This is a genomic window from Nostoc sp. CCY 9925, assembly GCF_963920935.1.
Taxonomy (GTDB): Bacteria; Cyanobacteriota; Cyanobacteriia; order Cyanobacteriales; family Nostocaceae; genus Nostoc.
The window spans coordinates 1-20,780 of the sequence record NZ_CAWUDO010000020.1 but is presented as its reverse complement, the minus strand read 5'-3'; the positions used below and the strand labels follow the sequence as shown (position 1 = coordinate 20,780).

The following is a 20,780-nucleotide window of genomic DNA, read 5'->3' as shown; positions in this document are numbered from 1 at the left end:
GGTATCACTTAGGTAAAAGGTAGGTAATATGCAAACAGGTAGTACTCAAAAAGACAGTCTAGCTTGGGTTATTCAAACATGGGCAGCTTTTCTACTTTCTATTTCTATGACTACCTTTGGCATTGTGCATTTGCCAGTGGATAGCTGGGTCAAAGGCTTTATGGGTATGGGTTTGGCTTTTTCTATTGGCTCAACTTTTACTTTAGCAAAGACCACTAGAGACTTGCACGAAACTAAAAAATTAACGGCTAGAATCGATGAAGCAAAAGTAGAAAAATTGCTTTCACAACACGACCCTCTCAATTTCAAATAAACAGAATTAGAACAATTTTGGATTAACAGTTTTTATCAAAAAGCTGTTTCAGGAATAGCATATTGCCTGTTCTCTACTATATAGCAGAAGGCAGAAGGCAGGAGGTAAAAGTATTACTATTCTTAGCTTCCATGCTTTCAAAATGTCCTAACCTGTGTGACTACGGCTATAACTTTTCAAAAATTAAGTATATGACATAAAATAAAAGGACTGAATCTAGCAGTCCTTTATCATATTCGTTTAAATTTTTTATCTTAATAACGGGATTTTTTAGTCCTTAACTTTTGCTTTTTGCGTCGCCGTTCGCTAGCAGCCACCGCCTGTTCTACGGGATAGCCTACTACAGGAATTACCTGATATTTGCGCTCTTCTTCTAACTTTTTGAGTTCAGTGTAATCAACCCAGTGGATGCAATCAACCGGACAAGTGTCAATTGCTTCTTGGATAATTTCTTCGGCGTCCCCATCTTGGCGAATTACTCGCGATCGCCCATAATCTGGTTCAATGTAAAAGGTGTTACGCGCAACATGGGCGCAGTGCTTACAACCAATACAGGTGATTTCGTCAACATAAACACCATTTTGGCGAAGCATACCGCCCAATTCCGGTTCTAAACCAGAACGTTCTGGGGCATCCCGCAAAAAACCCCCTAATTCTGGTTCCAAACCGGAACGGTTGTCTTCTTGTTCTTCCAGCGACGGCAGAAAATCAGCCATTACGCACTCCAGCGTTGTACTACCAGGCGAATTGAACCATCTTCATTTTTTTGTTCTTCAGCGACTTGAAAGCCCACACGAGCAGTTTCTTTCATCACTGTTTGGTAAGCATAGCGCTGTGTTACCTGGCGCAAAAATCCATCCACAGAAAGATCTTGCTGCCAATATTGCAAGTCAGCCACCAGTTCGTATTCTTTGCCATTCCATCTAAAGCCGATGTCATAGCCATTTTCCTGCTCAATGCTAACTTCCGCAGGATGAGTTTGACCACGATAACCGCGTACTACGTGTGGGCCTGGTTTCCAGTCTATGCCTAATTCAGTCAGAGCATCTTTCAAAGAATCAAGGTTACGGATTTGAGTCTTAATTTGGCTAAAGTGTGACATGGTGGTTTGAATTAAATGACACTAAACTACTGTGAAAACTTACCAATCGCTGTAAGTGGTGTGCGTATTCGCCACGTTCGATTGCTGCACCTTCGCGGCGAAGTATTCTGAGGTTGGCTCATTTTTAAGTACTTGCCCCAGCTGCGCCTCTATTGCTGCTGTAACCTCAGCGCAAGAAGCACCCACAATGCCAGTGACTTTTTCTTGTACCCGACCATCTGGATAGATTATGAACTCTAATGTCTCCATGCTCTTGGCCAACCACGATAAGTACATTTGAATTGTACTGCCTTAGCAGAAAGCTACAAATATAGCCATCGGAACATTTTTACTTAGATACAAACTTGCCATTTGTTAACCAATGTTCCATCTTTCAATATATATATCTCAGAATCTTTACAAAAATTATTAATTTTGCTATCACACACATCAGTCTTTAGTTAGTCTCTCTTAACCTCTTTGATTAGTCAAGGTAATAATTCAGTTTGCTAGGTAAGTAGCAAAAGTCTTAAAAATAAGCATTTAGAGGTGCTATGGGTAGCTAAATTAGTTACAAAAATACAAATTTATTGAAAAACTTGATCATTATCATTAAACTTGGCGATCGCTGAGGTGGAATTCAGCGTAGTGTAGCGCAACAAAATGGTAGAGTGTGCGATCGCAGTTCTAAACCTTTTGAGATAATAGTCAAAATCAGCACTAAAAAGTGTTTACAGATATCTGCTGTACTGAGGTTTAAAGTAGTTTATTCTGCAAACATTTCAGCTAAGGTATCGATAACTAATTTTTGTTCGTGGTCACTAATTTGACCAAGTGGTTTAACTAATCTAGCTTTATCCACTGTGCGTATTTGATCTAGGACAATCTGCCCATCTTTGCCTTGAAACTCACAGGCTATGCGTGTAGGACATGCCTGACCCTTCGTAGTCATGGGAGCAACGATAACAGTAGAAATATGCCAACAATTTTAAGAATTGGTGCATACCGATTTTACTTTTACAGTCATGAACCTAATGAGCCACCCCACATTCATATTGATCGGGATGACTCAACAGCTAAATTTTGGCTTGAGCAGGTGAGTTTATCAAGTAGCATTGGTTTCAGCCCTAAAGAACTGCGAAAATTAGAAGTGTTAGTACAAGACAATCAAGCAAAACTTTTGGAGGCTTGGGATGGGTATTTCGGCAATTCGGGCGGATGAGAGAGTTAAAGATGTCCGCTTTACCGACGAAACTATCAGTGTTGACTTAATGGATGGGCGAACAATCACAGTACCATTAGTTTGGTATCCTAGACTCCTCAATGCTACGCCTCAACAACGATTAAAATGGAAAACCTGCGGTGGTGGCTATGGGATTCATTGGGAAGATATCGATGAAGACCTCAGCACAGAAGGAATGCTGCGTGGCGCACCTGCACCAAAACCTAAAGGGTAAGTTAAGCGATGCCTACGGCTGGCTACGCCTACGCATTCAATACTAGGATAGGCGATCGTATTATATTCATAGTTCTTATACTTGGCTGCGATGAGCGATCGCTCTGGATATTATCGCTTAAGCTGTCACCATTTCCGAGGCTGAATCAGGGGATGCTGGCTCAAAATTTAACAGCATAATTTGCTCTGGGCGTAAACCGATAGATTCGTATGTGCGACCGTGGCGATCGCTAAATTCAACCTCAAATGCTGCACCGCCAGCTAATAATTCTACTACTGTACCAACTTGACCGCGCCAGAGATTGTATTCAGGTAGGTCAACTACCAATGCTACTACATCCAGCAACTTAATTCTAGTTTTATTCATCTTGTATCTTCTATCATTTGCAGACCCTATTTTCAAGAGTGATTTGAAGCGATCGCTTTAAGCACTAACGTAGACGATCGCTTCCTAAAGTTAGATAGGATAGATTGCTTCAATGTTGGTAAATTCAAGTGAATCACCCGACACTGTAGCCGAGATGTCAGCACTTAGTTCAGCATAACAATTTAAAACACGAGTAGATGGAAAATCATCATCTAGGTCGTCATAATAATCACTATAAAAGGTCGTGCTTCTTGGAGCATTAATTCTTCCACACTCTACACTTGCCTTTACATCGATACTGCACCCTATACTAAGTTCTATAGTTCGATCATCAAAATCCCAAATATATACTGGATCAGTGATTTCAACATTTAAATGCCTAATATTTTCTACAAATCTTGGCTCATAATAGTTTCGATAATCGGAATCAGAAATGCGAAAGTAAGAACTTCTATCTTCCTTTAAACGTTCACGAACACTATTTACAATTTCATCCAAATTAACTCTTGCTTGAACCCACTCAAGATTTATATGTTCAAATCGTTCTGCATGTTCTTTGTTGAAAGCTTCGGGTGAAGGGTAATATAAAGCTGTTAAGCCATTTTGAGCTAGATCGCCTGCAAGTTCCTGACGCAATGAAGTTTTGTCTGGGGCGGCAAAATCTTTTGTATTTTGAGAGATGAAGACATATTGCTCTCCATGTCTACGTTTTTTACAAGTTTCAATAAATAATAACCAAATGATGGTATCTCTGAGTTCTTTCCCAGATTCAGTACATGGTGGTATTCTTTCCGTAGCTCTTTGCATCGCTTCATGTAAAACAGAAGCTTCAAGAGGAATGCGAAACAAACGTCTACTTCGTACAAGTTTTTCTAAATTTTCCTCCCATGCAGTAAATGTGCACTTAAATACTTCTTTAGCATCAAACTCAGGTGTATCTCTTATTCCTATTCGTTCGGCATTCTTAATAGCAGCTTCAATACTGTTGCCTCGCGCAGTCACTTCTCTTTTGAAATGAGCGCGAACTTCCATTTCAACAGGTTCAAGCAGTAACACTTGTGAAAAACGCTTCTCAGCGAAGTCCAGAAGCACTCGCATCCTTTGTGAGCGGAACCAAGGGTCAGCAATTATGACATTTGCATCAATAACTATATCCATCAATACATACCTTTCTCATGTACTTTCTTAAGAAATCTCAGAGGGTGTTTGAAAAGTCTGACAGGCTGTAAAAACTCTCTCAGAGGATGTTTGAAAAGTCCTCTTGTTGGTATCAAAAGTTTTAGATCTCTCTAAATCTTCCTTTCCAAGAGGACTTTGATTCTGGTTCTCCACTTTTTAAGGGGGGTTCGGGGGGATCTAAAAGTGCCTAAAGTCACAGCGAAACACTTTTCAAACAACCTCTAAGCTAGTTAGTGTACAGAAAACTTCTGTACATACACTGCGGGTGATGAGTAGACTGCGATTAATCTTGGTCTTTCGGTTCCAATGCTGTATTAGATGGGTGGTTGCTACCATTTCTTGCAGCTTCTAACTTTTGACGAATAGCTGCCTGAACCTTTTCATCAAAATCAGGGTCGTGGAGAGATGCAATAATTCTGAGTGGACGTTGGTTAATTCTGTTTAAGTACGCTTGAAATGCAGCCTCATCTTTACGATGTTTGAGAAAATACTCTCTTAACTCAGCATTAGACATTGCATCATAGTTAACGCGGCTCATCAGCAAACTCCCCGTTGGGTAGAATTTGAAACTCTAATTCTTCGCTATAGCCAGCTAGTAAATACACATTGCGAGTTCGATTATCAATACAAACAAGATGTATGGGTTGAAGCATAACATACGTAAGTTGATAGGCGATGCGGTACAGACTCTCTAGCTGGGCAGCAGTAGGCATTCCGAACATTTCTTTCTCTATTGATTATCCTAGCAAGTGATTGATAAAAATTAATTTTTGATACTGTGCAAGCAACTTGCATAAAAAAACATCAGTCAGCCAAAGAACCCAGGATAATGAATCATAATTAACCTCTATAGCTTTGAGCTATCAGCCATCAGCTGTCAGTTATAATCCGGAAGCTGAGATGCTGAATGCTAAAGGCTTTTAATTCAACTCAACAAATTGACTATGAATACAGAACAAGCGAACAAAATAATCCGTGTGGGAGTACTGGGGTTTGGCGGACTAGGACAAGCCGCCGCCAAGCTACTTGCTGGCAAACGCGAAATGATTTTAGTCGCAGCAGCAGATCAAAAGGGCTACGCTTATGCCGCTGAAGGTTTAAATACTCAAGAATGCATCGCTACGTATCAGTCTCAAGGTTCGGTGGGTTATCTAGAGCCAGTTGGCACATTAAGCAATAACAGTATTCAAGATTTAATCGCTACCAATCAGCCTGTAGATGGGTATTTTCTGGCTTTACCGAACCTACCAAATGATTTTATTCCCTCAGTTGCCAAGCAGTTTATCGAATCTGGTTGGCGGGGTGTGTTAGTGGATGCGATTAAGCGTACCAGTGCTGTAGAACAATTACTGGCGATGAAAGAAGAATTGGAAGCAGCTGGAATTACCTACATGACAGGATGCGGTGCTACCCCTGGACTGTTAACTGCTGCCGCTGCTTTAGCCGCCCAAAGCTATGCCGAAATTCACAAGGTAGAAATTACTTTTGGTGTGGGAATTGCCAACTGGGAAGCTTACCGCGCCACGGTTCGGGAAGACATCGGACACATACCTGGTTACACAGTGGAAACTGCTAGGGCGATGACTGATGCAGAAGTAGAAGCACTATTAGATAAAACTAATGGCGTGTTGACCTTAGAGAATATGGAACACGCCGATGATGTGATGTTAGAAGTAGCGGGAATAGTGGGACGCGATCGCGTTACTGTTGGTGGTGTAGTCGATACTCGCAATCCTAAAAAACCCCTCAGCACCAACGTTAAGGTAACAGGACGCACCTTTGAAGGTAAAATTTCCACCCATACCTTTACTTTGGGAGATGAAACCAGTATGGCAGCCAATGTCTGCGGCCCCGCTTTCGGCTATCTCAAAGCTGGTAGACAATTGCACCAACGCGGTATTTATGGAATATTTACCGCTGCCGAAATTATGCCCCAATTTGTGAAGTAACAAGTGAGTCAGCACGCCCTTGCAGTTCGCCGACTGAAAGCAACTGGCGAACCCCGAAGCGTTAAAAAGTAAAAAGACAAAAGAAAAACTTTGTCTCTGTCTTTTGCCTTTTTACTTTTACTTTGATTAAGTTTACAAATCGTAATCTCAGGCAGATTATCAGAGCGACATTTCCAGATGCTTGAGAACGCCTACGACAACGTGAAGCGATTATAGAAATTAGCCCAGACTCCTAGTAATACTAAGTTGAGTGCTAAATGCTGAGTGAGGAGTGAGTAGTTATCTACCTATCTCCTTCATTCCTCTCATCTCCCTTATCCCCATCTCTCCCCCTCCTGTTCCTCTCATGACTAGGGTTTTCACTAAGTATTTTTTCCTACTTTTGGGGTAGTTTTTAGTGTAACAAGTACCCTAAAACTACAAAAAATCCTGAAATCTATATAAATTAATGGTTTCATCTATCCACATCAGGCTACAACGCCTTAGAATGATTCATTGAAAAGTCGAGCCGATGGGATGTACAGCCGTTTTGAGTAAAAATACTCCCAAAGGATGATTTTTGTATTTCTAGCAACAGAGATTTCAGTACAGATGTATCAACATACATCCGTAAAAAATCTCAAGTAAACCTTAGGAGTTTGACATGAACAAAGGTGAATTAGTTGATGCTGTAGCTGAAAAGGCTAGTGTTACCAAGAAACAAGCCGATGCAGTTTTAACTGCCGCACTGGAAACGATTATTGAAGCGGTTTCCTCTGGCGATAAAGTAACGCTGGTGGGATTTGGTTCTTTTGAATCACGGGAACGTAAAGCTCGTGAAGGTCGCAACCCGAAAACAAATGAAAAAATGGAAATTCCCGCGACGAAGGTGCCTGCCTTCTCGGCAGGGAAGCTATTTAGAGAAAGGGTAGCACCCCCAAAATCATAGGCTCTGTTTCAGGAAACCTTTTTTTGATGCGGCAACCAGCACACGGGGGAAATTTAGCCTGGGCAGCAGCACTGGCTGGCTGTCCCCCTGATGCTATTCTGGATTTTTCTGCTAGCATCAGCCCTTTGGGACCGCCAAACAGCGCGATCGCTGCTATCGTGTCCCAAATTGGTAATATTAAGCACTATCCAGACCCAAATTATAGTGAACTGAGACTAGCTCTCAGTCACTTCCATCAATTGCCCTCTGAGTGGATTCTGCCGGGTAACGGCTCAGCAGAATTACTTACTTTAATAGGTAGAGAATTAGCACAATTAGCGGCAACAATTTTAATAACTCCAGCCTTTGGCGACTACTACCGAACCTTGGCAGCGTACAAAGCTAAAGTGCTGGAGTCTCCTTTGTCATTAGTCATTGGTCAAGAGTCATTGGTCATAAGTCCTTTGTCATTAGTTCTTGACAAACAGAGAAGTCTGAGCCAAGGCTTCCTTGGCTCAGAACTTCGGGGACAAAAGACTAAGGACAAAGGACTGTTGCTGAATAACCCGCATAACCCGACGGGCAAGCTATTTTCGCGGGACTCGATTTTGCCCTACCTAGAGCAATTTGCCTTGGTAGTGGTGGATGAAGCCTTTATGGATTTTGTACCACCCAATGAGGAACAAAGCTTAATTCCGGTGGTGCAGGAATATGCGAATTTAGTAGTATTGCGATCGCTGACAAAATTTTACACTCTCCCAGGACTGAGATTGGGATATGCGATCGCTCACCCCGACAGCCTGTCTAAGTGGCAGCTATGGCGCGACCCCTGGCCTGTAAACACGCTAGCGGTAGCAGCGGCAATTGCGGCACTCCAGGATAGGGAGTTTCAACAGCAAACCTGGACATGGCTACCACCTGCACGAAAACAACTCTTTCAGGGTTTAGCTAAAATTCCCGGATTGCAACCCCAAGCGAGTGCTGTTAACTTTTTACTGGTTGAGTCTGAAAAATCTACTTCGCAGTTACAGCAAGCATTACTCAAGCACCATCAGATTTTAATCCGCGATTGCCTTAGCTTTAAAGAACTAGGCGATCGCTTTTTCCGGGTTGCTGTACGTGAAGAGTCCGATAACCAACACCTACTCACAGCTGTGAGTGAGTGGGGAAGATAAGGGGGATGGGGGAGTGTGGGGAGAATATAAAAAAGCTTCCCACACCTCCCACACCTCCCACACCTCCAATGCCCCATGCCCAATGCCCAATGCCCAAATAACAAATGACTATTGATTACGATGTCGTAATTATTGGTGGCAGTCTTGCCGGATACCACGCTGCCCTTGCTGCCAGCCAACTACGTGCTACAGTTGCCTTGGTACAACCCGAAGTAGACTATGGGTTTATTAATCATTACGCTCTCAGTGAAATTGCTAAACTGGCCCAAAAATTGCGTAATGCTGCTGGTTTTGGTATTCATGCTACACACGCTGATACCTCAGAAAAATGCCACATATCTCTGGCATGGGAGGAAGCGATGCTTTATGCTCAAGCTGTTGCCTCAAATCTTGAAGAACAACATTCTCCAGCCATCCTAGCCGCGCAGGGAGTCGATGTCATCGTTGGTGCTGGGCAATTTGAGTCCTCAGCACAACTGGCTTTTGTTGTTAACAATCGTTTATTACGCGCACGCACCTATTTGCTAGCTAGTGGTTCGCGTCCGGAAATTCCGGAAATTGAAGGATTAGAAGCTACGGGTTACTTGACACTAGCTAATATTTGGCAGTGCCTAAACAAAACGGCCTTACCCAAAAATTGGGTAATTATTGGCGGGGTTCCCCAAAGTATTGAAATCGCTCAAACTCTAGCGCGGTTCGGTTGCAATGTAACACTGGTAGTCAAGTATTCCTATGTTTTACCTCATATTGACCCTGAAATAGCCATACTGCTCCAAGCACAGTTGGAAGTTGAAGGTGTACGCGTCCTCACCGAAAAACCAGTAACTCAAGTCAGGCGCATTGATGATAAAAAGTGGCTTCAGGCAGGAGATAAAGCCATTGAAACTGATGAAATTTTAGTGGCTACCGGACAACAGCCAAATCTTGAATCTTTAAATTTGGCAACGGTAGGCGTGAAATGGCATGGGCGTCGTTTAGTGGTAAATAATAAACTACAAACCACCAATCACCGCATTTATGCTTGTGGTGATGTCATTGGTGGTTACGACTTTACAAATATCGCTCATTATGAAGCCAAAATTGCTCTGGAAAATGCACTATTTTTCCCCAGATTACGAGTAAATTATCGCTGTATTCCTTGGGGAATATTTTCAGTGCCCGTGATGGCGCAAGTGGGTTTGACTGAGGCACAGGCAAAACACCAATTTCGTCGAGATGAATTTTTAGTTTTACGAAAATATTTTAAACAAGTGGCAGCAGCCCAACTCCGGGATGAAACCACCGGTATATGTAAATTAATTGTGCTACGCAATGGCGAAATTTTAGGAGCTTCAATATTAGGTGCAGAAGCTGGAGAATTAATTAATTTGATTGCTTTGGCTATGTCTGAAAAAATTAAAATCAAAGATTTAGTAAATTTCTCTCCCATCTATCTAAGTTTCTCAGAAATTGTGGAGCAAATTGTCAGAGAGTGGAGGAAACAAAAGTTAAATACTAACATCCCTTTGGAAGAATTTTTGGAAGGCTTCTTCCATTTTCGCCGCAATTGGAATTTGTGAATTATTGGGCATGTAAGAGAGCAGCTTTGGGGAATGAAAAAAATTATAGGACTTGTAGCGATCGCAGTTTTAGCAATAATATTAACAACACATTAAACTCTCAACTTTGAATTGGGTCAAAAGGCGGTGGATGCCGTCCAATTTCTCTATCGGCAGCACGAATATTCATTATCCTGGCTCGGTTGAATGCTAATGCTGCGACTGTGGCGCGGGTGCATCCCAGTTTTTATTTTATCAGCAAGAATAAATAAGAGCGAAGAATTGTGACACTAATTTGAAGTTCATAAGTAGTGGGAGACAACAAAGAGATAATAAATTCATTATTCATGCTTTTTGTGTCTTTTTTAGCAAGCCCTAATTATATCCATCACAGTTTTTTTAGATTAAGTTTCTTTTTTTAAAACCCCATTATCATTTTTTAACTTAATAATAAATTCGTTCGTCAATGGAAATGTACTGTATTGATAATTACCAGCGCTAGTTTTACATTGTGCCGTGAGTAATAATTCTATATTTTTAGAACTTTTCCTATAACTACCTGCTGGGTAATAGCAATAGCCATCATGGGGATTGCTCCAATCGCCCTCGTCCTGCAATTTTAATTCACCATTTTGATTAGAAATGAGATTCATTAGTGGATGGAAATTAAATAGTTCAATTTTTGACGGATTCCAATTGCCATCAGCTTTTTGACATTGGGCGCTAACAATCAATGTGACATCTTTGGAATCTTTAATATAACTCCCTAATGGAGCTATTCTCTGTGGATACTCATTTTCATAGCGACTGTCAGCATTAGCGAAGCAATCTGACATATATTGAGTTTCCTTATAGCTTTCTTCTAACATACCATTAATATCTATCAAAGCCACATATAGCTCAACGAGTTCGCTTTGTTGAGAAACTTTGCTAGCCGTATCTTTTGCAGCTTCCAGTTCTGCTGTCAGAAGGCTCCACTGAGTCCATAATGCCTGAGAACCAGCTTCTGCCTCTATGGAAAAAGCTATGATTAAGCGAAACTCATCTTCGAGGTTAAATAAAAAGTGTTTAATATCAACATTTTTGATATTTTCAGCAAGGTCGATTTTGAGTTGTATATCGCCACTTAGTTCCATCATGTCTTTTCTAAACCGTTCCAGTGTCTGGGTGGCGTATTTGTTGTAGTCTGTTTCATACCACAAATCTACCCAAATACTTCTGATGCCATCAGCAATAGGAGTCATATCTCCTACTTTTTCATTTTTAATCATCTCGTCCAACTCTTGCAGCATTCTATCAACATCACCATCATGGGCGTTGTGAATACGCAGCATGACTTCTAAGCGCTCTTTAAAAGTTTTTTCGACTTCGTTCCAATGCCTGCCATTATTATTGATATTCTCAAACAATTCTAAAAAACTTTCAGGGCTAAGGGCTTCTATGGGTGAATGATTGTACCCTAAACAGCTTATGACATCTTCTTTGTAAACAGGCATAAGCACTGCTACTCTGGAATATTCTTTGATTTTTAATAAGTCTTCAACTGTAAAAACGCTACTAGCTTTTTTCATCGAATTTTTTCCTCATCAATTTATTATTGACTCACAGAAATTATGCAAACCAAACGTGTTTTCGTTATTGCGATGGGTTTGCGTAGTGTTTTGTAGAAAAGCAATCTCAAAGCCTTGATTTTCTTGGCGAGTGCTTAAAGTCCTAACTTATTGTCAAATAAGACCGAAGCCAGGAATAAACGCAAGACTTAATAGATTTAGTATTGCCTTTTTTATCAGCTAATCAAAGCCTTGAGATGCCTTCTTTTGAAACAAAAAATCAAATTGGCTCAAGTTCTATAAAATTTACAAATTGTCGATATGAGCCACCATTTCATTCAGTAGTTCGAGCATATTGTCATAGTTCTCGTACACTCCCATTGCTGCTAACGTTGAGTTAATATCTTGGATAAAATAGTCATAAGTAGTTGCTAAATTTTTTACTTGTTCTGTGAATGTAAACCTTTCGCTTTCAATGATGCTAATATTTTCCAAATCTTTCAGCTTGATTTCGATTTTACCCTTTCTTTGATTCAGGGTTTCTAGTTCTCGTGTATAAGTCTGTATTTGCTCATAGGTATAATCCCTTGCCTTTTTCATTTGTACGTAGCTAAAACCCTCTCCTATCTCATGGGTTAATTTTTTATAGACTTCAAGCCCTGCTATGACAGCAGCTAATTCTGGGCTTTCCATCCCAACTTTTAGTATTTTACTTAGTTCCTCTGGAGTAGGAATAGTCTCAGAAATAAATTCAAAAAGATTACGATCTTCAAACACTTTCATCGCTGCCGAAATATCGGCATAATCTTGTTCTGCTTGAGCTTTTTTTGCTTCATACTTCTCAATATTTGGATTTATAGTTTCTTCCAGTTGTTTATTTAATTTTTTGACTTCATCTACCAGGTTTTCAAAGTTCAAAAACTTAATATTTGATGCTTCTCTTTCCAATTCTTCAGACTTCAAGTTTATTTCATCTCTTGCTGAATTAAGCTTGTTATCCCCGTCCTGTCGCAGTCTTTTAATCTGTTCAGATTCTGGCTGTGCTGCTTTGATCAGCTTGTTGTAATTCTCAAGTGTGTTTGCCGTTTGCGTTAGTTGGATTCTTACTGCTATTTTTGACTGTGTTGCTAGTTCAAAGGTTTTGTTAACGCGATTGTAAATTGCTTCACAAGTTTCCTTGAACCCATCATATTCAGTCTGTTCCAACTTTTGAAAAGCAGATCTGATAGTATTTTTACTTGTTTCCATGACCGCAAAACTTACATCTGGCATGGGACTCATGGCAAAATTTCTTCTATTCATGATCAAATTTTTCCTTTGTTTTGGGGTTTGGATTTGATTTTAAAAACCTTTAATTTGGTTGGGATTTACGCACTCGCCACGAAAATCAAGGCTTTGAGATTGCTTCGGTACGAAAATACGTTAGATTTGCGTAAATCCCATTGGTGCTAAACTTAACCCGTCAATACTAGAGGACAAATGCTCTTTATTTACAGACTTTGGATGATCCTGTTTATCAATTCTCTTGCGCCCATTGATCCAGGGCATCTTGGAATTGTTTGTTGACTATTGCTGCATTTTTTCCCACTTCTTCCCAGGGATTGATCATCGCATCAAAACTGATCCAAAGCGTCAAGACATCAGGAGCAGTCATAACTCCGGCGGCTTCTGAAGATGCAGCTTTCAATAATTCATTTATAGTTGTCCAAATTGTTACTAATTGCATTACCCCTTTTTCGGCTTGAATCATTACGGTGTATAACCCTACCAACTTACTATCTAAGCTAGTAATTACGTTGACTAATCGAGAAAGTTTGTCAATTTCCTTTTCTAACTCTCTAATTTCTGCTTCAACTTCCTTGATTTGTTTTCGGGTATCTGCTGCTTGTTTGCCAAAAATAGTACCTGTAATTGCCAGTCCAATTACACCGCCTGGCGCTCCAGTAAACGCTAAACCTACAAGCTTATTGTATTGAGCATTTAAATCTTTTAGCCTTGCCTTTTTAGCGTCTAGCTCCTCTTTTTTTCGTTCTAATTGTTCATCAATATTCAGTTGTTGCAATAATTCTTCTTTGCCCTTAACTTGATCCGAACAGTTAGTTAGTTCGTCTTTAAAGGTTTTGATGTTTTCTAATAAATTCTGGGTTTCTTTGTAATATTCTTCTGTTTTCTTAGCCAAATTGTCTATAATCCCCTTAGTTAGTGCGAGCTTGGTAGCTTGTTCTTTGGCAACGTCAGCCTCAGCATCAAGGCTCTCCAGAACTTCTCGCATATAATCTTCGTCGCTTAACCTATCGGGATCGATGTCCATCAATTCTGAATATGTTAATAATATTTCCAAGAGAAAATCAGAAGCTTTTCCTCCTTGAGAGTTTACTTGAATAGCAAAAACATCCAGTTGTGCTGCTGTCTGTATAATCCCATATTCCAGTGGCGACCAATTCCCAGCATTGGTTCTAATGTCAAGGAAAGTGGCCAGCAATTCTGCATTAGTCAGTCCTGGAATATCCGATTCGCCCCCTAAATAGGTATGAACTTCCCCTTCTGTTTTAGGTAAAGCTAGCCCTCTTTTCTCATATCGCTTAATCTGAAGAATCGCCTCGGTATCTAGTACCAGTCCAATCTCGTCCCGCCCTCCTTCAAACTCGCTACTTGCTGTTGCTAGTCTTAATAGCTCCTTTGATGCGTCCTCTTTGGGGATAACATGTTCAGCCCCAGCATCGTACAAAGCTTTTATCTCTGCTGGACTAGTAACTGTTAAAGGCATGATTTTAGTCTCCTTTGGTAAAAAAATTTAGTTCTCAAACCCTTTTATTGCGAGGGTTTTTCCAGTTTACATTTAGCTATCAAATGAGGTCTTTTATCAGGATTAATGCTGATTATTACCTCAAATTCTGTCCACTTAATACAGCAATCCGATTCAATTTCTGAACTTACTTGCGTGGTGCACGAAGCGCGATAGGTAGAGAACAGGGAACATGAAAGACGGTTTTTCAGAGTTGTACTGAATTTTTTTCACGCAATTAAATAGGAATCCTATAAATGCAAATTCTGCACTCATATAACCTATAGAGTGTAGTTGCATAATCCAAAAAAGCAACCACACATAACTACTATTGAAAAGAACTCAGAATTCAGAACAATAGCGTGTGGCGAAGCAGCGCACTAATTGAAGACCACTAAATTTTCGATTTAGTGTGGTGTTTAACTATTTATTCATCCGCCAGCTGGACTCCAATTCATACTGAATTCTGACGAATTAGCGCATGTATTCTATTTTGATAAACAAATCTTGGGTCGTTTTTCTGCCTTTACCTAAATGATTATTTAAGTTTGACGTGCTTTTGGATCAATCGATGATATCGCAGTGCTAAAAAGCAAGTGTTTATATGTTAAACAATGCTTTTTAGCTTGACGTTTAGATATTACAACACAGTAGTATGAATAGCAATATGCTGTGTCAATATTCTTAATTTATTTGATAACAAAAAAAAACTATTGCAGATATACATAATTATTCACAACTAAAAATTCATAAAAATACTATAATCAACTCCTGCTTTATTAAAATTTTTTAATTGGAGAAAAAATTCCGAAACTGCGCTCAAATTTATCAGGGAGCATCACAGTTTTTATTCCTCCAAAAAAGGTAAATAAAGCATGAGAAGGTAAAGGAATAATCCATGCGATCGTTTAAATGGGAACTGTCATGACTGAAGAAGAAAACCAACTTTTAATTGAATACGCTCGTGCGATCACAACCTTTGCTGGCTGTAAACTTAAACAAGCTGAGAATTTCTGCGTTTAACTTGAGAAACATCGACACCGCATTATCAATTACCAGTATTATCAAGCCGAGCAAATTTGTTCTATAGGCTCTGGCGCAATTGAATCTATAGTTAAACCTTTAGCTTCCTAAAAATTAACTCCTTGTATATTTGGTGTTATGTATAAAATGCTTAAAATAACAATTGCATTATTGCCCAAACTACTGCTGCTGCTACCAATGGTACGCTGAGGTTATCGGTGCCGTGGGGTGAGACTGCTTCAGCCAGAGTCGCAAAAGTAGCAGTTGCGATCGCTGTCAATAAAGCCCATCCTAAACTCAAAGGCATTGCTAGGGGGCTAAGGGACGAAGCAGGAAGTAGCAATAGCACCAAGAAAATCGCTGCTGTACTGGCTACAAACATCGCTGCTGAACCTTCCCAAGAACGCACAGAATTACCTACTTGGTATTTATGCTGTCCAAAGCGCCTACCGATTAAGGCCGCTAGTGCATCACCCCAAGTCATAGCCATTACAGCAGCTACAGCAATTGGGACGTTATCTACAGGGCCACTTGGCCGCCACAGCAACCCAAACAGTAATGTCACGGAAATAGCGAAATAAACTGTACCAGGTGAACTATCTTCGGTATCCATTGCACCAATGACCCGGTAGCGATAGAACAGATAATTCAGTGCGATAAACGTAGCAAAAGGTATAATTCCGATTTCCCAGCGATTAAACAGCAGCAGGACACCGAAAACCCACATTCCCGCACCAACATGGATTACCTTACGAGTCAAATCCGGCTTGACACCAAACAGCTTACGTAGTCCCTCACCAACAGCAAGTAGACTAGTTGCGTATACGTAAGAAATTACTAACCCGATAATATCGTTGTTTGTCATCAGTCATTAGTCATTAGTCAGTTAGTCATCAGTTAAGCGTCATCCCCTTCACTTTGATCGCTATTTTCGTTTAAAGTTCTTTTCTATTAAGGAAACGCTACCAATACCTTGGAGAATACCACGACCGATTAAACCTAAACCACGACCTATTATTTGGGTCAAAATGAAGACAATACCGCTACCGAAAAAGGCTAATAGTGATTTTAAACGCGGTGCGATCGCATCACTAAATTCTAGAATCAGTGTGACGAATAAAGGAATATTAGAAAGTTTTGCTAATTCCTGGTTTCGGGGGGCATAAATTGAAGTTTTAGCAATGCCGCGAGGCGCAATTACAAATATTTCGTAGCGACTTTCAAAAATTGCTTGAGCTTCATTTATATAATTATTATAACGATATTTCCATGACAATTCGTTTCTAAATCTTTCAATTTCTCTTGTGGAAATTAATCGGCTACCATAAAAATTTTGCTTAATCATTTCTACATCTGCTAAGGAATTGAGTAATGGTTGCACAACTCCATTTGCTACCTGAATCAAAAAGTTCTCTAAAATCATTGATGCTTGGGTTTTTGCTTCAAGGCTGACAGCTGGATAGGAAGCATTATTAATGTACATTTCTGTTTGAAATAGCAGATAACTATACAATTCAAAAACTAAGGGAATTTTATTGAGAATTTCTGTCTGCACAACCTGGGTATTTTGCAGCAGGACATTTACAATTTCTATATTTTGTTTACCTGATTTAATTACAGAAAATTTACCAAAAAAATCTGTTACTGCTGCTTGCCATAAATCTCTTGTTAGGGTGTTTTGTACTCCAGATAATTGATCGATCTCAATTTCAGAAGCCCGCAATTCATCCAATTGTTGAGCCAGCTTTTGCAGAATCAAATAAAGTAATTCCCGCTTTTTTTGTTCGCGCAAAATGTCAATTTCTAAAGGTGTATCTGTTACATTTGTTAAAGCAAATTGAAGTTTAGTAACGCAAGATGTAAACAAAGCAGATTGTAACGCTGCTGTAGTGAGCAGAGGTGGCGGCATTCGGGTTTGTTGAATGGCACTACTCAATGAAGAACTCACATACGGCTCATCATCAACCGGAATATTGTCTTCTTGCCTTTCTTGTGGCGAAACCAGCAACTGATTGAGTAACCAACGAGCTGCCAGCAGTTCTCTTCGCTGCCCAGCCAGAATTGCCTGATCTAATACTGGTATTCCAGGTACTTGTAATTGTGCTGTTACTGCCGCTAAGGTAGCGTTAATGTAATCAATTCCTGACAAACGTAAATTATTTCGCAGCTTGAAGAAAGGGAGTGGGGAGGAGGTAGAGACGCGATTCATCGCGTCTGTGCAGGATGTTCCCGTTATTATTGCCTGGGTTTGGTCAAACCAATAGGAACCACCAGCTGCAACTTGTTGCATGGCGATGACTAGCTCAGAAAGAGGCGTGCCTTTGGGAGAGTAGCCATTTACACCAATGGATTTGGCAGCTAATAGTAATCCTTGCTGTTGAACAGAACTGAGGAGGAAAATTGGCAGGTTGGGGTACAAGGCTCTCAGTTGCCGACAGAATTGCAATCCTAGCTGCTGACTAGTGGTAGAGCGACCATTACCTAATTCCAAAACTACCAAATTCACTTGGTTAGGGTCTTGTTCGGCAATTTCTACTAAAATCTGCAAGGTAGCTGTATAACTTTCTACTGCTGCTGTAACTTGCAGGTCAGGAATTGCTTCTAGAGCTACCCGTAATCCCAGACGAAAAATTGGGTCTTGGTCGATTAACAGTAATTTTAAAGGGCGATCGCTCATAGTCTGCTCAATTATACAAGTACTGTTTTTTACACATTAAAAACACTTTTGATACAAAACTTTGCCTTACTCATTGTGACTTGTTTTCGCAAACTGAATAAATCGATCATAATTGCCATAGCAGCCTTGGGCGTGTAATTAAATGAACCTGAGTATTAGGCACTGGTTGGCAGAACATAATATCGCAATCAATGGAATCAGCGGATTTTCTGCGGGACAATTGGCGGGTATTGCCTACCGTATTGTTCAGGATATGGAAGTCAAAAGTCTAATGCCTTTTGATATCTGTACTTTGGTAGAGATTTTAGAACTACCCTTAACTGTTGTTTGCCAAGAAATCAGGGTTATTTCCGAGTTGACAGCAAACTTGTTGCGTAGTCTCAGCCAAAAAAAACCTTTAAAACGTAACGAAGGCACATGGCTAGCCTTTCAAATTGCTTATCTCGAAGCTTTGCAAGCAATTTTAAAGCAGGAATCAAGCCTACAAAGACCGTGGCTAGACCGAGCAAGAATACCTACTCAACCAAACATCCTTCAAGATCCTCAACTGCAAGGATTACTGAAAACTCTCAGTCCTGGTAAATTGACTGATACTCAAGCTGAACAAGCACTGTCTTTGCTTGCGGACTCATTACTGGTACAACAAATAAATAATGCTGCTATAGCTTGGTTGGTGGCCAATGGTGCAGAGGAAGCTGAAGCTAAACTCATAACACAGCGTTTGCTGAACTCATTTCCTGGTCATTTACTGGTAGTAGTTACCCAAAATGCTGCCCCTTTAGCCCAACTGCAAAAATTTGTCCGATTGGGGATTTCATCAGTTGGCTCTACGGTGAGCGATAAAATTGACTTGCACCGAGAACATTACCGGGCAAGTTTGATTAAAAATTTGAGCATCCCATTGCTTACAGAATCTTTTGCTCTGAAAGATATCTACTTATCACAAAAAGGCTTAATAGTAGGAGAAAGTATTTCTGAGCAGGATAAAAAAACTCTGACGCCAGTTGATTTAAAAACATGGACACAACAACAGCTAGCTGATTTAGAAACCATCGCTGTTGTTGAGTCAGAACCTAGTTATGGAAAAACTAGTTTTTGCCAACTATGGGCGGCAGAAATAGCAGAAAAATTTTACCCTGATTGGATGCCAATACTAATTAGATTGCGAGACGTAACATACGGTAAAACTTTTACTGAAACTCTTAATTCGGCTTTTCCTGTTAATCTTTCAACTTGGTTTGAACAAGAAAATCCTCGCTGTTTGTTGTTGCTGGATGGACTGGATGAACTACCCCCTTCTGCTCAGGGTATAAGAGCAAAAGCAATTTTTATTCAGCAATTGCTAAATTTTCAGTCTCAGCATCGCCACAAAATTGTGTTAACAAGTCGGTCAAAGGCGTTGCAGGAAATTGATCGAGAAGTATTGGTTTTATTTAAGCGAATTGCTATCCAACCGTTTGATGTGGAAGAACTCAAACAATGGTTTCAGCAGTGGACAAAAGTACAATTGTTGCCTATTGCTCAAAATTTCTTTACGTTTTTAAAACAAGCGGGGTTGTTTGGAAAATCAAAGTTTCCAGAATTATCTGTTTTTATCCGCCAACCTTTAATGCTGCATTTATTGGGTATTTTGCACCGTGAGGGCTTGTTAGATGATGAGTTATTGCAATTAGATACCAAGGCTGCTTTGTTATGGGAAATTCATCATCGCTTGAGTCGTTGGTTGTTAGGCTATCCGCTAACTGGTGGCATGAAGACAATGCTGTTGCGATCGGGATTTGCTCATATTCACCGGACTCCAGAAGCGATCGCTAATTTACTCGACGATCGCCATGCCGAAGATTTACTTGAGCAGATGCAAGCGATCGCTCTGAAGATTCTACAATCACAGCGTTATCAAATCTATGAGGAATGGAAGAATTTACCGGGGTTTTATTTTGAAGTTAGGGATTTAGAAAGTTCATGCAAAGCCAAGGCAGCGCGTTGCGGGGGTTCCCCCCGTTATAGCGACTGCCGCGCAAAAACGCAAAGGAATTTGGTTGAGTTTTCGTATATTAAGTTGGGAGAATATCTTTGTGCGGAAGCTATTGCTGGTGAGTTGAAATTGTTGACTCAGTACCAAGATGAGGGTTATGGGACAGTTAGTTTTGTGCTTGATTCTCCCGGTAGTGTAGCCCAACATATTTATAATTTACTGGGTTATGGGATTGTTAGTCAGGAAATTGAAGAACTGGCGATCGAGGGATTACGCAAAGAGCAAAAGGCTCGGTTTTCTTTTGAAGTTTTGTTTCAACGCCTTTTATCTTTCTGGCGTGGTTACTGTCAAGGGCGTTGGTTAGATGAGGGAATCGCACACAAAGCTTTAACTAATTTTTACGCACTACAAAACCCTGTGAATGTTGAGCAGGTAAATGCTGCTGTCGGACTGAATGTGTTTTTATTGCTTTGTGCTTGCCATCGGGAAACAAAAATTCCTTTTTGGCCTTGTGGCAATCCAGTCAATTTGACAGAATTCAATCCAGAGGCGTTAAGTGTGCTGATTGCTAGGACAACTGTTTTGCACAAAAGTGCCTTCATAACCCGAATCAAGTCTCTGGCAGGACTCAACCTATCAGCAGCCTCTTTATTGCAAGTGACGTTAACCCAAATAAATCTTGAGCAAACAAATTTATCCAATGCGGAATTAATCGGGGCGAATTTCGCAGGCGCAAATCTTCAACAAGCGAACCTCACAGGCGCAAATCTTCAACAAGCAAACCTCACAGGCGCAAATCTTCAAC

The 20,780-nt window shown here is 40.4% G+C and carries 21 protein-coding genes and 1 pseudogene; 9 read left to right on the top strand and 13 right to left on the bottom strand.

All coding sequences use genetic code 11. The features are described 5' to 3' along the window. Positions 1-28: 28 nt before the first annotated feature. Entirely contained in the window at positions 29-313 is a 285-nt protein-coding gene (locus ACM0OY_RS13085) for a YiaA/YiaB family inner membrane protein (RefSeq protein WP_414569277.1), read from the top strand. Between the two features lie 254 nt (positions 314-567). Here ACM0OY_RS13085 and ACM0OY_RS13080 read toward each other — a convergent pair whose 3' ends face one another. The 4 genes from ACM0OY_RS13080 to ACM0OY_RS13065 form a co-directional block, all read right to left on the bottom strand. Further along, positions 568-1,029, bottom strand: coding sequence for a ferredoxin (locus tag ACM0OY_RS13080; RefSeq protein WP_414569276.1), 462 nt, complete (start codon positions 1,027-1,029; stop codon positions 568-570). Then, positions 1,029-1,415, bottom strand: a complete 387-nt coding sequence (locus ACM0OY_RS13075; protein WP_414569275.1) for a DUF1257 domain-containing protein — start codon at positions 1,413-1,415, stop codon at positions 1,029-1,031. Before ACM0OY_RS13075 ends, ACM0OY_RS13080 begins: the two co-directional genes overlap by 1 nt. A gap of 39 nt (positions 1,416-1,454) precedes the next feature. Further along, positions 1,455-1,664: a DUF2997 domain-containing protein gene (locus tag ACM0OY_RS13070; RefSeq protein WP_073643060.1), complete on the bottom strand. Its 210-nt coding sequence runs from the start codon at positions 1,662-1,664 to the stop codon at positions 1,455-1,457. A gap of 496 nt (positions 1,665-2,160) precedes the next feature. Next, positions 2,161-2,358, bottom strand: coding sequence for a type II toxin-antitoxin system PemK/MazF family toxin (locus tag ACM0OY_RS13065; RefSeq protein ID WP_414569349.1), 198 nt, complete (start codon positions 2,356-2,358; stop codon positions 2,161-2,163). Positions 2,359-2,370: 12 nt separating this feature from the next. Between ACM0OY_RS13065 and ACM0OY_RS13060 the strand changes: the two genes are divergently transcribed. After that, positions 2,371-2,616: a DUF4160 domain-containing protein gene (locus tag ACM0OY_RS13060; protein ID WP_414569274.1), complete on the top strand. Its 246-nt coding sequence runs from the start codon at positions 2,371-2,373 to the stop codon at positions 2,614-2,616. After that, entirely contained in the window at positions 2,588-2,851 is a 264-nt protein-coding gene (locus ACM0OY_RS13055; protein WP_414569273.1) for a DUF2442 domain-containing protein, read from the top strand. Before ACM0OY_RS13060 ends, ACM0OY_RS13055 begins: the two co-directional genes overlap by 29 nt. A 117-nt stretch (positions 2,852-2,968) precedes the next feature. Here ACM0OY_RS13055 and ACM0OY_RS13050 read toward each other — a convergent pair whose 3' ends face one another. The 4 genes from ACM0OY_RS13050 to ACM0OY_RS13035 form a co-directional block, all read right to left on the bottom strand. Continuing rightward, positions 2,969-3,217, bottom strand: a complete 249-nt coding sequence (locus ACM0OY_RS13050; protein ID WP_414569272.1) for a DUF4926 domain-containing protein — start codon at positions 3,215-3,217, stop codon at positions 2,969-2,971. Positions 3,218-3,307: 90 nt separating this feature from the next. After that, the gene (locus ACM0OY_RS13045; protein WP_414569271.1) at positions 3,308-4,375 is read right to left on the bottom strand and encodes a PIN domain-containing protein; all 1,068 of its coding nucleotides are present in this window, start codon (positions 4,373-4,375) and stop codon (positions 3,308-3,310) included. A 304-nt stretch (positions 4,376-4,679) separates the two neighbouring features. Continuing rightward, positions 4,680-4,934 carry a DUF6887 family protein gene (locus tag ACM0OY_RS13040; RefSeq protein ID WP_414569270.1) on the bottom strand — a complete coding sequence of 85 codons (255 nt, stop codon included), beginning with the start codon at positions 4,932-4,934 and terminating at the stop codon, positions 4,680-4,682. After that, on the bottom strand, positions 4,921-5,109 hold the full coding sequence (locus ACM0OY_RS13035) for a DUF6888 family protein (RefSeq protein WP_414569269.1): 189 nt from the start codon (positions 5,107-5,109) through the stop codon (positions 4,921-4,923). The genes ACM0OY_RS13040 and ACM0OY_RS13035 overlap by 14 nt, the downstream gene beginning before the upstream one ends. A 231-nt stretch (positions 5,110-5,340) precedes the next feature. Between ACM0OY_RS13035 and bioU the strand changes: the two genes are divergently transcribed. The 4 genes from bioU (at position 5,341) to ACM0OY_RS13015 (ending at position 9,986) form a co-directional block, all read left to right on the top strand. After that, positions 5,341-6,345, top strand: coding sequence for a (S)-8-amino-7-oxononanoate synthase BioU (bioU, locus tag ACM0OY_RS13030; RefSeq protein ID WP_414569268.1), 1,005 nt, complete (start codon positions 5,341-5,343; stop codon positions 6,343-6,345). 643 nt (positions 6,346-6,988) lie between these two features. Further along, the gene (locus ACM0OY_RS13025) at positions 6,989-7,273 is read left to right on the top strand and encodes an HU family DNA-binding protein (protein ID WP_015111786.1); all 285 of its coding nucleotides are present in this window, start codon (positions 6,989-6,991) and stop codon (positions 7,271-7,273) included. Between the two features lie 26 nt (positions 7,274-7,299). Continuing rightward, complete coding sequence (gene cobD, locus ACM0OY_RS13020; protein ID WP_414569267.1) at positions 7,300-8,427, top strand: threonine-phosphate decarboxylase CobD; 1,128 nt, start codon at positions 7,300-7,302, stop codon at positions 8,425-8,427. A gap of 104 nt (positions 8,428-8,531) precedes the next feature. Continuing rightward, positions 8,532-9,986 carry a dihydrolipoyl dehydrogenase family protein gene (locus tag ACM0OY_RS13015; RefSeq protein ID WP_414569266.1) on the top strand — a complete coding sequence of 485 codons (1,455 nt, stop codon included), beginning with the start codon at positions 8,532-8,534 and terminating at the stop codon, positions 9,984-9,986. 383 nt (positions 9,987-10,369) lie between these two features. Here the strand turns inward: ACM0OY_RS13015 and ACM0OY_RS13010 are convergent, their stop codons facing one another. The 3 genes from ACM0OY_RS13010 to ACM0OY_RS13000 all read right to left on the bottom strand — a co-directional run bounded on the left by ACM0OY_RS13010 (position 10,370) and on the right by ACM0OY_RS13000 (position 14,282). Further along, positions 10,370-11,536 (bottom strand): hypothetical protein, encoded by a 1,167-nt coding sequence (locus ACM0OY_RS13010; protein WP_414569265.1) that lies wholly within the window; start codon positions 11,534-11,536, stop codon positions 10,370-10,372. A 285-nt stretch (positions 11,537-11,821) separates the two neighbouring features. Continuing rightward, positions 11,822-12,817, bottom strand: a complete 996-nt coding sequence (locus ACM0OY_RS13005) for an alpha-xenorhabdolysin family binary toxin subunit B (RefSeq protein ID WP_414569264.1) — start codon at positions 12,815-12,817, stop codon at positions 11,822-11,824. Positions 12,818-13,031: 214 nt separating this feature from the next. Beyond that, entirely contained in the window at positions 13,032-14,282 is a 1,251-nt protein-coding gene (locus tag ACM0OY_RS13000) for an alpha-xenorhabdolysin family binary toxin subunit A (RefSeq protein ID WP_414569263.1), read from the bottom strand. A gap of 984 nt (positions 14,283-15,266) precedes the next feature. Between ACM0OY_RS13000 and ACM0OY_RS12995 the strand changes: the two are divergent. Next, a pseudogene (locus ACM0OY_RS12995) lies at positions 15,267-15,425 on the top strand (ISKra4 family transposase); the annotation flags it as partial. Positions 15,426-15,474: 49 nt separating this feature from the next. On the opposite strand, the gene ACM0OY_RS12990 reads toward ACM0OY_RS12995, so the two are convergent. Beyond that, positions 15,475-16,188: a diacylglycerol/polyprenol kinase family protein gene (locus tag ACM0OY_RS12990; protein ID WP_414569262.1), complete on the bottom strand. Its 714-nt coding sequence runs from the start codon at positions 16,186-16,188 to the stop codon at positions 15,475-15,477. Between the two features lie 60 nt (positions 16,189-16,248). Beyond that, positions 16,249-18,000 carry a DUF3685 domain-containing protein gene (locus ACM0OY_RS12985; RefSeq protein ID WP_414569261.1) on the bottom strand — a complete coding sequence of 584 codons (1,752 nt, stop codon included), beginning with the start codon at positions 17,998-18,000 and terminating at the stop codon, positions 16,249-16,251. Between the two features lie 142 nt (positions 18,001-18,142). Here ACM0OY_RS12985 and ACM0OY_RS12980 point away from each other — a divergent pair. After that, the coding region (locus ACM0OY_RS12980; protein ID WP_414569260.1) for a pentapeptide repeat-containing protein at positions 18,143-20,780 on the top strand (2,638 nt) is incomplete at its 3' end.

What these genes read in the sequence shown, in the direction of transcription:
- ACM0OY_RS13085 (WP_414569277.1), top strand. Translation starts at nt 29, where the DNA reads ATGCAAACAGGTAGTACTCAAAAAGACAGTCTAGCTTGGGTTATTCAA.
- ACM0OY_RS13080 (WP_414569276.1), bottom strand. Translation starts at nt 1,029, where the DNA reads ATGGCTGATTTTCTGCCGTCGCTGGAAGAACAAGAAGACAACCGTTCC.
- ACM0OY_RS13075 (WP_414569275.1), bottom strand. Translation starts at nt 1,415, where the DNA reads ATGTCACACTTTAGCCAAATTAAGACTCAAATCCGTAACCTTGATTCT.
- ACM0OY_RS13070 (WP_073643060.1), bottom strand. Translation starts at nt 1,664, where the DNA reads ATGGAGACATTAGAGTTCATAATCTATCCAGATGGTCGGGTACAAGAA.
- ACM0OY_RS13060 (WP_414569274.1), top strand. Translation starts at nt 2,371, where the DNA reads ATGCCAACAATTTTAAGAATTGGTGCATACCGATTTTACTTTTACAGT.
- ACM0OY_RS13055 (WP_414569273.1), top strand. Translation starts at nt 2,588, where the DNA reads ATGGGTATTTCGGCAATTCGGGCGGATGAGAGAGTTAAAGATGTCCGC.
- ACM0OY_RS13050 (WP_414569272.1), bottom strand. Translation starts at nt 3,217, where the DNA reads ATGAATAAAACTAGAATTAAGTTGCTGGATGTAGTAGCATTGGTAGTT.
- ACM0OY_RS13045 (WP_414569271.1), bottom strand. Translation starts at nt 4,375, where the DNA reads ATGGATATAGTTATTGATGCAAATGTCATAATTGCTGACCCTTGGTTC.
- ACM0OY_RS13040 (WP_414569270.1), bottom strand. Translation starts at nt 4,934, where the DNA reads ATGAGCCGCGTTAACTATGATGCAATGTCTAATGCTGAGTTAAGAGAG.
- ACM0OY_RS13035 (WP_414569269.1), bottom strand. Translation starts at nt 5,109, where the DNA reads ATGCCTACTGCTGCCCAGCTAGAGAGTCTGTACCGCATCGCCTATCAA.
- bioU (WP_414569268.1), top strand. Translation starts at nt 5,341, where the DNA reads ATGAATACAGAACAAGCGAACAAAATAATCCGTGTGGGAGTACTGGGG.
- ACM0OY_RS13025 (WP_015111786.1), top strand. Translation starts at nt 6,989, where the DNA reads ATGAACAAAGGTGAATTAGTTGATGCTGTAGCTGAAAAGGCTAGTGTT.
- cobD (WP_414569267.1), top strand. Translation starts at nt 7,300, where the DNA reads ATGCGGCAACCAGCACACGGGGGAAATTTAGCCTGGGCAGCAGCACTG.
- ACM0OY_RS13015 (WP_414569266.1), top strand. Translation starts at nt 8,532, where the DNA reads ATGACTATTGATTACGATGTCGTAATTATTGGTGGCAGTCTTGCCGGA.
- ACM0OY_RS13010 (WP_414569265.1), bottom strand. Translation starts at nt 11,536, where the DNA reads ATGAAAAAAGCTAGTAGCGTTTTTACAGTTGAAGACTTATTAAAAATC.
- ACM0OY_RS13005 (WP_414569264.1), bottom strand. Translation starts at nt 12,817, where the DNA reads ATGAATAGAAGAAATTTTGCCATGAGTCCCATGCCAGATGTAAGTTTT.
- ACM0OY_RS13000 (WP_414569263.1), bottom strand. Translation starts at nt 14,282, where the DNA reads ATGCCTTTAACAGTTACTAGTCCAGCAGAGATAAAAGCTTTGTACGAT.
- ACM0OY_RS12990 (WP_414569262.1), bottom strand. Translation starts at nt 16,188, where the DNA reads ATGACAAACAACGATATTATCGGGTTAGTAATTTCTTACGTATACGCA.
- ACM0OY_RS12985 (WP_414569261.1), bottom strand. Translation starts at nt 18,000, where the DNA reads ATGAGCGATCGCCCTTTAAAATTACTGTTAATCGACCAAGACCCAATT.